Raw genomic sequence first — 12,425 nt, 5'->3', positions numbered from 1 at the left:
CCGCCGACGACGCCGCGCGCAGCAGGCCCTCGCGGTCGGCCGCGAGCAGGCCGCCGGCGTCCTCGAGGTCTATCGCCGCGGTGGCGTTCACGGTGTGGCCCCGGCGATCTCGGCACGGACGTGGGAAACGACGGCGTCGACGTCCTCGCTGGTGCGGCCCTCCACGTTGAGCCGCAGCAACGGCTCGGTGTTCGAGCTGCGCAGGTTGAACCAGCTGCCGTCGCCCAAATCGACAGTCACCCCGTCCAGGTGATCGATGGACTGAATCCTGGTGCCGAACGATTTCAGCACCGCGTCCACACAATACGACGCGTCGGCCACGGTGAAGTTGATCTCGCCGGACGATTCGTAGCGCTGGTAGTCGGCGGTCAGCTCCGAGAGCGGCCGTTCCTGCTCGCCGAGGGCGGCCAGCACGTACAGCGCCGCCAGCATCCCCGAGTCGGCGCCCCAGAAATCCCGGAAGTAATAGTGCGCGGAATGCTCCCCGCCGAAGATCGCGCCGGTGTCGGCCATCAGCGCCTTGATATAGGAGTGGCCGACCCGCGAGCGCAGCGGCGTGCCGCCGCGCTCGGTGACCAACTCGGGTACCGCCCGGGAGGTGATCACGTTGTGGATGATCGTGGCGCCGATCTCCCGGCCCAGCTCCCGGGCGGCCACCAGGCTGGTCACCGTCGACGGTGACACCAGCTCCCCGCGCTCGTCGACCACGAAGCACCGGTCGGCGTCCCCGTCGAAGGCCAGCCCGATGTCGGCTCCGCTGTCGCGCACGAATTTCTGCAGGTCCACCAGGTTGGCCGGGTCGAGCGGATTGGCCTCGTGATTGGGAAACGTCCCGTCGAGTTCGAAGTACAACGGCAGCAAGGTGATCGATTCGATCGCGCCCAGCACGGCCGGGGCGGTGTGGCCGGCCATCCCGTTGCCGGCGTCCACGGCCACCCGCAGCGGGCGCAGCCCGGAGGTGTCCACCAGCGAGCGCAGGAACGTCCCGTATTCGGCCAGCACGTCGCGATCGGTGGCGGTCCCCGGCGGGCCGTCGTACGCCGGAACCCCGGCGATCACGTCGTCGCTGATGGTGCCCAGCCCGGTGTCCGCCCCGACCGGTTTGGCGCCGGCCCGGCACAGCTTGATGCCGTTGTAGGCCGCCGGGTTGTGGCTCGCGGTGAACATCGCGCCCGGGCAATCCAGCAGCCCGGACGCGAAATACAGCTGATCGGTGGACGCCAAACCGATCCGCACCACGTCCAGGCCCTGGCCCAGCACCCCGCGCGCGAAGGCCGCGGCCAGCGCCGGCGAACTGTCCCGCATGTCGTGGCCGAGCACCACCTGCCGGGCGCCCTCGGCGCGCATCAACACGGCGAACGCGGCGCCCAGATCAGCGAGCAGCGACTCGTCGAGCTCCTCGCCGACCAGCCCGCGGACGTCGTATGCCTTGACGACGCGGCGAACGGTCGCGGCGGACCGTGACATGGAAAACTCCTGACGCTCCTGACGGTGGGGCTCTTGGCGTCAGCCTATCGGCCCGGGAAAAACCTGCGGCGCGTTAGATCCGGCTAGTCAGAGCTAATCAGCGGGGTCCGGCAACACCCGCAGGTGTCCGCGCCGGCGACCGGAGCGGCGCTCCGGCGGCGCGAGCAGCCCGCTGCTCGGCGCGGTGGCCTGGGCTCCGGCATGAATGTGGGGTTCGGAAAAGCCGTTCAGGGGCGGGCCCGCCGGGTGCGACAGGCCCCCGTCGCGCGGCCGCCCCTCGCGCACCGCGTCGGCCAGGGCGACCAGGTCGTCCTCGTCGGGATGGGTGGGTTCAGAAAGGAGGGGCCCGGCGTGGCGCACGAGGTCCCAGCCGCGGGGCGCGGTGATCCGGCCGGCGTGGCCGACGCACAGGTCCCAGGAGTGCGGTTCGCGCGCGGTGGCGAGCGGGCCCACCACTGCCGTCGAGTCCGAGTAGACGAACGTCAAGGTCGCCACGGCGTAGTGCGGACACCCGGGCCGGCAACAGCGACGGGGAACGTTCACGCCGAAAGGCTATCGTGCGCAAACGCCGTGGAAGCGCCGGACACGCGCATCCGCTCGACCCGCGATGTACAACCGTTACCATCGGCGCGTGGCCGATTCCCGCGGTTCCCCGCGCAGCGATCGGTCGGGGCGCCGATCGGCTTCCTACCGAGGGTCGCGCCGCGGCCGCGATATGCGCGGACCGCTGCTGCCGCCGACCGTGCCCGGATGGCGCAGCCGGGCCGAGCGGTTCGACATGGCGGTGCTGGAGGCCTACGAGCCGATCGAGCGGCGATGGCAGGAGCGGGTGTCCGAACTGGACGTGGCCGTCGACGAGATCCCGCGGATCGCCGCCAAGGACCCCGAGAGCGTGCAGTGGCCACCGGAGGTCATCGCCGACGGACCGATCGCGCTCGCCCGGTTGATACCGGCCGGTGTCGACGTCCGAGGCAACGCCACGCGGGCACGAATTGTCTTGTTCCGCAAGCCGATTGAACGACGAGCCAAGGACACCGACGAACTTGGCGAGTTGTTGCACGAGATCCTGGTGGCCCAGGTGGCCATCTACTTGGACGTCGAGCCCTCGGTCATCGACCCCACGATCGACGACGAATAGCGTCGCGCGTCAGATGATGCCGCGCTTGAGGCGGCGGCGCTCCCGTTCGGACAGACCGCCCCAGATCCCGAAGCGCTCGTCGTGCGCCAGGGCGTACTCCAGGCACTCGTGGCGAACCTCGCAACCCAGGCAGATCTTCTTGGCCTCGCGGGTGGAGCCCCCCTTCTCGGGGAAGAAGGCCTCGGGATCGGTCTGCGCGCACAGCGCGCGGTCCTGCCATTGATCCGGGGTCGCCGGCGGCAGGGGCTCGGGCTCGAAAGCGACTGGGGCGTCGGGAACCACAGTCAGGTGCGGGCGGACGGGTGCCGCCGGCGCCGAGCCGATGATGGTGTGCGGTGTGCCTGTCATAACGCCCCGAAGGTGCTCATAAGACATGCTTCGTCCGCCTCCTCAGCTTTGATTTGAGAGAGTGAGTGCTTCCCACTGTTCTGATGTACAGCCCAATTCGAACAAGTGATCGAATCTCGGTCTGCGACACCGGAATCGGCCGGCCAACCGGGAAATGACACTGTTGTGATTAGACACTTGTTGACCTGCCTGGTCAAGCGTAATGGCCAATTTCCATATCATCTCGTGACCAAATTCCGGCGTTTCTGTTGTTTTTGGGCCTTCGGCGTGTCCATCACAGTCCCGTCACGGGCAGTACTGTCGAGCCCTGTGAAGGTCAAGTGAAGGTCACGGTTCTGGTCGGTGGGGTTGGTGGCGCCCGGTTCCTGCTGGGGGTTCAACAGCTGTGCGGGCTGGGTCAGTTCGAAACGCAACAGGGCCCGCGCACCGACAGCCACGAGCTGACCGCGGTCGTCAACGTCGGCGATGACGCCTGGATCCACGGGTTGCGCGTCTGTCCGGATTTGGACACCTGCATGTACACCTTAGGTGGAGGCGTCGACCCGGACCGAGGGTGGGGGCACCGCGACGAAACATGGCACGCCAAGGAGGAATTGGCGCGCTACGGCGTGCAGCCCGACTGGTTCCAGCTCGGCGACCGCGACCTGGGCACCCACCTGGTGCGCACCCAGATGCTCAACGCGGGCTACCCGCTGTCGCACATCACCACCGCGTTGTGCGATCGCTGGCGGCCGGGCGCGCGGCTGCTGCCGGCCACCGACGACCGCTGCGAGACGCACGCGGTGATCACCGATCCGGCCGACGGCAGCCGCCGGGCGATCCACTTCCAGGAGTGGTGGGTGCGCTACCGGGCGCAGGTGCCCACGCACAGCTTCGCGTTCGTCGGCGCCGAAAAGGCCAGCGCCACAGCCGAAGCCGTGGCGGCCATCGCCGACGCCGACGTCATCCTGCTGGCGCCGTCCAACCCGGTCGTCAGCGTCGGGGCCATCCTGGCCGTCCCCGGCATCCGCGGGGCGCTGCGCGCGGCCCGGGCCCCGGTGATCGGCTACTCCCCGATCATCGGGACAAAGCCGTTGCGCGGCATGGCCGATGCGTGCCTGTCCGTGATCGGGGTCGAGTCCAGCGCGGAGGCGGTCGGCCGGCATTTCGGCTCGCGGCGCGCCACCGGGATTCTGGACGGCTGGCTCATCCACGAGGGCGACGAGGCCGACGTCGACGGGGTCGCCGTGCGCGCGGTGCCGCTGTTGATGAGCGACCCCGGGGCGACGGCCGACATGGTGCGCGCCGGGCTCGAGCTGGCGGGCGTGGCGGCGTGAGCGGCGTGACCGGCCCCTCGACCGAGCACGGCACCGCGGCCACCGTCGAGATCCTGCCCGTCACCGGGCTTCCCGAGTTCCGGCCCGGGGACGACCTGGGCGCGGCCGTCGCCGCCGCGGCGCCGTGGCTGCGCGACTCCGACGTCGTGGTGGTCACCAGCAAGGTGGTGTCCAAGTGCGAGGGGCGCCTGGTGCCGGCCCCCGCCGACGCCGAGGAGCGCGATCGGCTGCGCCGCAAACTCGTCGACGACGAGGCGGTGCGCGTGCTGGCGCGCAAGGGCCGAACGCTGATCACCGAGAACCGGCTCGGCCTGGTCCAGGCCGCCGCCGGCGTGGACGGGTCCAACGTCGGCCGCGACGAGCTGGCGCTGCTGCCGGTCGATCCCGACGCCAGCGCCGCGACGCTGCGCACCGCGCTGCGCGAACGGCTCGGCGTCGACGTCGCCGTCGTCATCACCGACACGATGGGCCGCGCCTGGCGCAACGGCCAGACCGACGCGGCCGTCGGCGCCGCCGGACTGCGTGTGCTGCACGGCTACGCCGGAGCCGTCGACCGGCACGGCAACGAGCTGCTCGTCACCGAGATCGCGATCGCCGACGAGGTCGCGGCCGCCGCCGATCTGGTCAAGGGCAAACTCACCGCGCTGCCGGTGGCCGTCGTGCGCGGGCTCGCCGTGACCGACGACGGCTCGACGGCGCGCCAACTACTGCGACCCGGCGAGGAGGACCTGTTCTGGCTGGGCACGGCCGAGGCCCTCGACATGGGCCGCCGGCAGGCCCAGCTGCTGCGCCGGTCGGTGCGCAGGTTCACCGACCAGCCGGTGCCGCAAGAGCTCATCGAGGACGCCGTCGCCGAGGCGCTCACCGTGCCGGCCCCCCACCACACCCGACCGGTCCGGTTCGTGTGGCTGCGGACGCCGCACACCCGGACCCGGCTGCTGGACCGCATGAAGGACCGGTGGCGCTCCGACCTCGCCGGGGACGGGCGGCCCGCCGACTCGATAGAGCGCCGGGTGGCGCGCGGGCAGATCCTCTACGACGCACCCGAAGTGGTGATCCCGTTCCTCGTCCCCGAGGGCGCCCACGCCTACCCCGACGCGGCCCGCACCGGCGCCGAGCACGCCATGTTCACGGTCGCGGTCGGCGCGGCGGTGCAGGCCCTGCTGGTTGCGCTGGCGGTGCGCGGGGTGGGCAGCTGCTGGATCGGCTCGACGATCTTTGCCGCCGAGTTGGTCCGCGCCGAGCTCCAGCTGCCCGCCGACTGGGAGCCGCTGGGCGCCATCGCGATCGGCTACGCCGAGGACCCGCCCGGGCCGCGCGACGCGCCGGACCCCGGGGATTTGCTGCTCCGCAAGTAATACTGGGCCCATGCATTTCGCGGGCAAGGCCGCGGCGTCGGCCGCCAAGGTCCGCGGTGGCTACTACACCCCCGCCCCGGTGGCGCGATTCCTGGCCCGCTGGGTTCGCGGGGCCGGTCCGCGGATCGTCGAGCCGTCCTGCGGCGACGGCCGGATCCTGCGCGAGCTGGCCGCCCTCGGCGGCCGGGCGCGCGGCGTGGAGCTGATCCCCGACGAAGCGGCCAAGGCCCGGCAATTCGCGCCCGTCGACGCCGAGAACCTCTTCACGTGGCTGGCGAGGGCCGAGCCCGGCGGCTTCGACGGCGTCGCGGGCAACCCGCCCTACATCCGCTTCGGCAACTGGGCATCCGATCAGCGGGACCCGGCCCTGAAACTGATGCGCCGCGAGGGGCTGCGCCCCAGCCGGCTGACCAACGCCTGGGTCCCCTTCGTCGTCGCGAGCGCGGTCCTGGCGCGCGACGGCGGCCGGGTCGGGCTGGTGCTGCCGGCCGAGTTGCTCCAAGTCGGCTACGCCGCCCAGCTGCGCGACTTTCTGCTCAGCCGGTTCTGCGAGATCACGCTGCTGACGTTCGAGCGGTTGGTGTTCGACGGCGTCCTGCAGGAGGTGGTGCTGTTCTGCGGTGTGGTCGGAGCGGGCCCGGCCCGGATGCGCACCGTCCATCTCACCGACGCCGGCGCGCTGGCGGACGCTGACCTCGACGCCCCGTGGGCCCCCGCGCTGCTGCACGAAAAGGAGAAGTGGACCAAGTACTTCCTGGACCCCGCGGCGATCCGGCTGCTGCGCACGCTCAAGGGGTCGCCGGCCATGACCCGGCTCGGGTCGCTCGCCGACGTGGACGTCGGCATCGTGACGGGCCGCAACAGCTTTTTCACGTTCACCGACGCGCAAGCCGGCGAGCTGGGGCTGCGGCCGCACTGCGTCCCGCTCGTCTCGCGCAGCGCGCAGTTGTCCGGATTGGTCTACGACAACGACTGCCGCGCAGGCGATGTCGCGGCGGGCCAGCGGACCTGGCTGCTCAATGCGCCGCCCGAACCGACCGACGCCGCCCTGCTCGCGCACGTCCGCGCCGGTGAGGCCGCCGGGGTGCACAACGGCTACAAGTGCTCGATCCGCAAGCCGTGGTGGACCACCCCGTCGCTGTGGGTCCCGGATCTGTTCCTGCTGCGCCAGATCCACCGGGCGCCGCGGCTGACCGTCAACGGCGCCGCGGCGACGAGCACCGACACGGTGCACCGGGTCCGGGTCGCACCCGGCGTCGATCCGGCGGCGCTGGCCGCGGTGTTCCACAACAGCGTGACGTTCGCGTTCGCCGAGATCCTCGGCCGCAGCTACGGTGGGGGCATCTTGGAGCTGGAACCCGCGGAAGCCGAACAGCTTCCGATCCCCGCGCCGGTGCACGCCGGCAACGAACTCACCTGCGACGTCGACCTGTTGCTGAAGGCGGGCGAGGTCGACAAGGCGCTCGACCTCGTCGACCGGCGCGTGCTGATCGACGGGCTCGGGTTGTCCCCCGAGGCGGTCGCGGGGTGCCGCGCGNCACCATCAGGCGCGACCGCGCCGCCAGCGAGGCGCGCAGCGTCCAGCGCAGCGGCGCACGCCGCCAACCGGAATTCCGGTCGGCCAGGAAGAGATAGGTGCTCCTGTGGTGGGCCGCCAGGTGGCTCGCGGGGTCGTGCCCGGTGGAGTGACCCTTGTGGTGCAGGACTTCCGACGAGGGCACGTAGACGCTCAGCCAGCCGGCCTTGCCCAGCCGGTCGCCGAGGTCGACGTCCTCCATGTACATGAAGTAGCGCTCGTCGAAGCCGCCGACCTGGCGAAAGGCCGACCGCCGCACCAGCAGGCACGACCCCGACAGCCAGCCCACCGCGCGTTCGCTGGGTTCGAGCCGCTCCTGGCGGTAGGCCGCCGTCCACGGGTTGCGCTTCCAGAACGGGCCGATCACCGCGTGCATGCCGCCGCGGATCAGGCTGGGCAGGTGGCGCGCCGACGGATACACCGACCCGTCGGGGTCCCGGATGAGCGGGCCCAGGGCGCCGGCGTGCGGCCAGCGGATGGCGGCGTCCAGCAGGGCGTCGATGCTGCCCGGGCCCCACTGCACGTCCGGGTTGGCCACGATCACCCAGTCCCCGTTCTCGTCCAGGCTTTCGTCCAGCTGCGCGACCGCGCGATTCACCGCCGTCCCGTACCCGAGGTTCGCGCCGGTGTCGAAGAGCCGCACGTTCGGATACCGCTCGACGGCGGCCTGCGGGGTTCCGTCGGTGGAGCCGTTGTCGGCCAGCAGCACGCTGACGGGGCGCTCGGTGGCCAGTGACAGGGAGGCCAGGAACCGCTCCAGGTGCGGGCCCGGCGAGTAGGTCACCGTCACCACCGGCAGGATGTCAGTCACGCGTAGAGGGTAACGGTCGGTCGCTGCCCGATGCGGCCAGCGCCGCGACAAGCGCAGCGCGCCAGGGCCTTAGCGGTGTGAGGCCCGCCGCCGCGGACTCCCGGCCGCCCAGCGCGGAGTAGGTAGGCCGCGGCGCCGGGCGCGGGAACTCGTCGGTTTTGACGGGCCGCACCCGGTCGGGGTCGGCGCCGCACTCGGAGAACACCGCGCGGGCCTGCTCGAAGCGCGACACCGCGCCCTNCCGCCGCACCAGCAGGCACGACCCCGACAGCCAGCCCACCGCGCGTTCGCTGGGTTCGAGCCGCTCCTGGCGGTAGGCCGCCGTCCACGGGTTGCGCTTCCAGAACGGGCCGATCACCGCGTGCATGCCGCCGCGGATCAGGCTGGGCAGGTGGCGCGCCGACGGATACACCGACCCGTCGGGGTCCCGGATGAGCGGGCCCAGGGCGCCGGCGTGCGGCCAGCGGATGGCGGCGTCCAGCAGGGCGTCGATGCTGCCCGGGCCCCACTGCACGTCCGGGTTGGCCACGATCACCCAGTCCCCGTTCTCGTCCAGGCTTTCGTCCAGCTGCGCGACCGCGCGATTCACCGCCGTCCCGTACCCGAGGTTCGCGCCGGTGTCGAAGAGCCGCACGTTCGGATACCGCTCGACGGCGGCCTGCGGGGTTCCGTCGGTGGAGCCGTTGTCGGCCAGCAGCACGCTGACGGGGCGCTCGGTGGCCAGTGACAGGGAGGCCAGGAACCGCTCCAGGTGCGGGCCCGGCGAGTAGGTCACCGTCACCACCGGCAGGATGTCAGTCACGCGTAGAGGGTAACGGTCGGTCGCTGCCCGATGCGGCCAGCGCCGCGACAAGCGCAGCGCGCCAGGGCCTTAGCGGTGTGAGGCCCGCCGCCGCGGACTCCCGGCCGCCCAGCGCGGAGTAGGTAGGCCGCGGCGCCGGGCGCGGGAACTCGTCGGTTTTGACGGGCCGCACCCGGTCGGGGTCGGCGCCGCACTCGGAGAACACCGCGCGGGCCTGCTCGAAGCGCGACACCGCGCCCTCGTTGGCGGCGTGCAGGATCGGACCCGGCACGCGGTCGTCGGCGACCTGCAGCAGCGCGACGGCCAGGTCGGCGACGTAGGTCGGGGACCCGACCTGGTCGTCGACCACGTTCACCGGCCCGTCCCCGGCGGCCAGCCGGCGCATGACGGCGACGAAGTCCTTGCCCGTTCCGCCGGTGTAGAGCCAGGCGGTCCGCACGACGACAGCCGACGGCAGCGCCGCCAGGACGGCATCCTCGCCGGCGAGCTTCGACAGCGCGTAGACGCCCCGCGCGTCGGTCTTGTCGCTGGGCTCGTAGGGACGCGGGGCGCCCGGGCCGGGGTCGCCGGTGAACATGTAGTCGGTGGAGACGTGGATCAGCCGGGCGCCGGCGCGCGCGCAGGCCCGCGCGAGGATCTCCGGCCCGGTGGCGTTGACCGCGTACGCGCGCGCCTCGTCGCTCTCGGCGCCGTCGACGTCGGTGTAGGCCGCGCAATTGATGACCACGTCGCCGGGTCGGATGATCCGTTCCGCCGCGGCCGGATCGGCGATGTCCCATTGCGACGACGTCAGCGCGAGAACCTCGCGCCCCCGCTCGGTCGCCAGCGCGGCCAAACAGCTGCCCAGTTGCCCCCCGGCTCCAGTGATCACGATTCTTTCCGACCTGCCCGACATGTCGTCGAGTCTGGCACGGACCAGGCACGCCGCCCCCGGCTACCCGCGAAGCCGCTGTGTCGCAAGTAACCTATTGTGATGCCTGTGCAACGTGTGGTTCGTGTGGTTGCCACTGTGCTGACCGTCGCGGTCGTTGTCGGCACCGGAATGGCCTGGGGCAACGTGCGCGCCTTCGAGGACGGCATCTTCCACATGTCCGCACCCTCGCTGGGCAAGGGCGGCGACGACGGCGCGATCGACATCCTGCTGGTCGGCCTGGACAGCCGCACCGACGCGCACGGCAACCCCCTGTCCCAGGAGGAGCTGGCCACCCTGCGGGCCGGCGACGAGGAAGCGACCAACACCGACACGATCATCCTGATCCGGATACCGAACAACGGGAAGTCGGCGACGGCGATCTCGATCCCCCGCGACTCCTACGTCGCGGCCCCCGGGCTGGGCAAGACCAAGATCAACGGCGTCTACGGCCAGACCAGGGAGGCCAAGCGCGCCACCCTCGTCAAGGCCGGTGCCTCCGCGGCCGAAGCGGCGACCCAGGGCACCGAGGCCGGCCGCGAGGCGCTGATCAAGACCGTCGCCGACCTCACGGGCGTCACCGTCGACCACTACGCCGAAATCGGCCTGCTCGGATTCGCGTTGATCACCGACGCGCTCGGCGGCGTCGACGTCTGCCTCAAACAGCCGGTGTTCGAACCGCTGTCCGGTGCCGACTTCCCCGCCGGACAACAAAAACTCGACGGCCCCGAGGCGCTGAGCTTCGTGCGCCAGCGCCACGACCTACCGCGCGGCGACCTGGACCGGGTGGTGCGCCAGCAGGTGGTGATGGCGTCGCTGGCCCACCGGGTCATCTCCAGCAAGACGCTGTCCAGCCCCACCACCCTGCGGCGCCTCGAGGCCGCCGTTCAGCGCTCGGTGGTGATCTCCTCGGGCTGGGACGTGATGGATTTCGTCCAGCAGATGCAGAAGCTGGCCGGCGGCAACGTCGCCTTCGCCACCATCCCGGTGCTCGACGGGGCCGGCTGGAGCGACGACGGCATGCAGAGCGTGGTGCGGGTGGACCCGCACCAGGTGCAGGACTGGGTGGCCGGGCTGCTGCACGACCAGGACCAGGGCAAGACCGAGGAGCTGGCCTACACCCCGGCGAAGACCACCGCCAGCGTCGTCAACGACACCGACATCAACGGGCTGGCGGCAGCGGTGTCAGAGGTGTTGAGCTCCAAGGGATTTGCCGCCGGCACCGTCGGAAACAACGACGGCGGTCACGTGAAGAGCAGCCAGGTGCGCGCCGCCAAGACCGACGACCTGGGCGCCCAGCAGGTCGCCAAGGAGCTGGGCGGGTTGCCCGTCGTCGCTGACCCGGCCGTCGCCGCCGGAACGGTGCGGGTGGTGCTGGCCAACGACTACACCGGCCCCGGCTCCGGGCTTTCCGGTGGCGGGTCGGTCATGCCCGCGCGCGTGTCCAACGCCGGCGCCCAGGCCGACCCCAACGTGCCGGCGCCGTCGCCGATCCTGACCGCCGGCTCCGACAAGCCCGAGTGCATCAACTGAGCACGCTGGCCGGGGCCATCCTGGAGCCGATGTTGCGGGCCGACCCGGTCGGCCCGCGCATCACCTACTACGACGACGCCGGCGGCGAGCGCATCGAGCTGTCCGCCGCCACCCTGGCCAACTGGGCCGCCAAGACCGGCAACCTGTTGCGCGACGAGATGGGCGCCGGGCCGGCGAGCCGGGTCGCGATCCTGCTGCCGGCGCACTGGCAGACCGCGGCGGCGCTGTTCGGGGTGTGGTGGATCGGGGCCGAGGCGGTGCTCGAACCGGGGCCGGGCACCGCCACGGACGTGGCGCTGTGCACCGCGGATCGGCTGGACGAGGCCGACGGCACGGGCGCCGGCGAGGTGGCCGTGCTGTCGCTGGACCCGTTCGGCCGCCCCGCGCCGGACCTGCCGATCGGCGTCACCGACTACGCCACCGCCGTGCGGGTGCACGGCGACCAGATCGTCGGCGAAGCCCGGCCCGGTCCGGCGCTGGCGGGGCGATCGGTCGACGAGGTCCTGGCCGACTGCGAAACATCCGCCACCGCACGGGGATTGACGGCCGCCGACCGGGTGCTGTCCAGCGCGTCCTGGACGCGACCCGGCGAACTGGTGGACGGCCTGCTGGCGATCCTGGCCGTCGGCGCGTCGCTGGTGCAGGTGGCCAATCCCGACCCGGGGGCACTGCCGCGCCGGATCGAGACGGAGAAGGTCACCCGGGTCCTCTAGCGCTCGACCGCGGCGCCCGATGCATGTTGATATCGCAATATTTCAATGTTAACGTCGTGCGAGGATGGACTGACGCGGCGGCGACAGGAGGATTGGGGCGATGGCGGTGTACGGGCTCTTGGCGAAGGCGGCGGGCACGGTGGTCACCGGCCTGGTCGGCGTGACGGCCTACGAGGTGGTGCGCAAGGCCATGGCCAGGGCGCCGCTGCACGAGACGGCGGTGTCGGCGGCGGAGCTGGGATTGCGCGGCACCCGCAAGGCCGAGGAGGCCGCCGAGTCGGCGCGCCTCAAGCTCGCCGACGTCATGGCCGAGGCCCGCGAACGCATCGGCGAAGAGGCGCCCACGCCCGCGGTCGCCGACGCCCACGAGCACGAGCACTGATCGCTTGACGCCGGCGGAAAGCCCCGCGCTGCATGTGCTTTCGGATGCGGCGGGGCGCATGCGGGTGTCGG

General features: G+C 71.7%; 12 protein-coding genes and 1 pseudogene. 7 read left to right on the top strand and 6 right to left on the bottom strand.

Annotation, left to right across the window (positions count from 1 at the left end; genetic code table 11):
• Window positions 1-87: 87 nt before the first annotated feature.
• Both BN4348_RS32030 and BN4348_RS32025 read right to left on the bottom strand, forming a co-directional pair.
• Entirely contained in the window at window positions 88-1,467 is a 1,380-nt protein-coding gene (locus BN4348_RS32030; protein ID WP_066908193.1) for a phosphomannomutase/phosphoglucomutase, read from the bottom strand.
• A gap of 93 nt (window positions 1,468-1,560) precedes the next feature.
• The gene (locus tag BN4348_RS32025; protein WP_167670434.1) at window positions 1,561-2,010 is read right to left on the bottom strand and encodes a DUF3499 domain-containing protein; all 450 of its coding nucleotides are present in this window, start codon (window positions 2,008-2,010) and stop codon (window positions 1,561-1,563) included.
• Window positions 2,011-2,182: 172 nt separating this feature from the next.
• On the opposite strand from BN4348_RS32025, the gene BN4348_RS32020 reads away from it, so the two are divergent.
• The gene (locus tag BN4348_RS32020; RefSeq protein WP_066908187.1) at window positions 2,183-2,605 is read left to right on the top strand and encodes a metallopeptidase family protein; all 423 of its coding nucleotides are present in this window, start codon (window positions 2,183-2,185) and stop codon (window positions 2,603-2,605) included.
• A 9-nt stretch (window positions 2,606-2,614) separates the two neighbouring features.
• Here the strand turns inward: BN4348_RS32020 and BN4348_RS32015 are convergent, their stop codons facing one another.
• Window positions 2,615-2,953, bottom strand: a complete 339-nt coding sequence (locus BN4348_RS32015; RefSeq protein WP_066908184.1) for a WhiB family transcriptional regulator — start codon at window positions 2,951-2,953, stop codon at window positions 2,615-2,617.
• A 320-nt stretch (window positions 2,954-3,273) separates the two neighbouring features.
• Here BN4348_RS32015 and cofD point away from each other — a divergent pair, with 320 nt between their 5' ends.
• From cofD to BN4348_RS62645, 3 genes and pseudogenes are all read left to right on the top strand, one after another.
• A complete protein-coding gene (gene cofD, locus BN4348_RS32005) occupies window positions 3,274-4,269 on the top strand; it encodes a 2-phospho-L-lactate transferase (RefSeq protein WP_066908181.1) in 996 nt (331 codons plus the stop codon).
• Between the two features lie 5 nt (window positions 4,270-4,274).
• On the top strand, window positions 4,275-5,627 hold the full coding sequence (locus BN4348_RS32000) for a coenzyme F420-0:L-glutamate ligase (protein WP_096866085.1): 1,353 nt from the start codon (window positions 4,275-4,277) through the stop codon (window positions 5,625-5,627).
• A gap of 10 nt (window positions 5,628-5,637) precedes the next feature.
• A pseudogene (locus BN4348_RS62645) lies at window positions 5,638-7,035 on the top strand (Eco57I restriction-modification methylase domain-containing protein); the annotation flags it as partial.
• A gap of 4 nt (window positions 7,036-7,039) precedes the next feature.
• Here the strand turns inward: BN4348_RS62645 and BN4348_RS31985 are convergent.
• From BN4348_RS31985 to rfbD, 3 genes are all read right to left on the bottom strand, one after another.
• Window positions 7,040-7,996: a glycosyltransferase family 2 protein gene (locus tag BN4348_RS31985; protein WP_235852648.1), complete on the bottom strand. Its 957-nt coding sequence runs from the start codon at window positions 7,994-7,996 to the stop codon at window positions 7,040-7,042.
• Window positions 7,997-8,006: 10 nt separating this feature from the next.
• Entirely contained in the window at window positions 8,007-8,798 is a 792-nt protein-coding gene (locus tag BN4348_RS31980) for a sugar nucleotide-binding protein (RefSeq protein ID WP_407937890.1), read from the bottom strand.
• 10 nt (window positions 8,799-8,808) lie between these two features.
• Window positions 8,809-9,711, bottom strand: a complete 903-nt coding sequence (gene rfbD, locus BN4348_RS31975) for a dTDP-4-dehydrorhamnose reductase (protein WP_066908173.1) — start codon at window positions 9,709-9,711, stop codon at window positions 8,809-8,811.
• 75 nt (window positions 9,712-9,786) lie between these two features.
• Between rfbD and BN4348_RS31970 the strand changes: the two genes are divergently transcribed.
• The 3 genes from BN4348_RS31970 (at window position 9,787) to BN4348_RS31960 (ending at window position 12,354) form a co-directional block, all read left to right on the top strand.
• Window positions 9,787-11,259: an LCP family protein gene (locus BN4348_RS31970; RefSeq protein ID WP_372514147.1), complete on the top strand. Its 1,473-nt coding sequence runs from the start codon at window positions 9,787-9,789 to the stop codon at window positions 11,257-11,259.
• Window positions 11,247-11,972: a TIGR03089 family protein gene (locus BN4348_RS31965; protein ID WP_211145645.1), complete on the top strand. Its 726-nt coding sequence runs from the start codon at window positions 11,247-11,249 to the stop codon at window positions 11,970-11,972. Before BN4348_RS31970 ends, BN4348_RS31965 begins: the two co-directional genes overlap by 13 nt.
• A 100-nt stretch (window positions 11,973-12,072) precedes the next feature.
• On the top strand, window positions 12,073-12,354 hold the full coding sequence (locus BN4348_RS31960; protein ID WP_066908166.1) for a DUF1490 family protein: 282 nt from the start codon (window positions 12,073-12,075) through the stop codon (window positions 12,352-12,354).
• Window positions 12,355-12,425 lie beyond the last annotated feature (71 nt).

Source organism: Mycobacterium interjectum, from assembly GCF_900078675.2.
In the GTDB taxonomy this organism is placed as follows: Bacteria; Actinomycetota; Actinomycetes; order Mycobacteriales; family Mycobacteriaceae; genus Mycobacterium; species Mycobacterium interjectum.
This window is presented reverse-complemented; position numbering and strand designations above follow the sequence as displayed.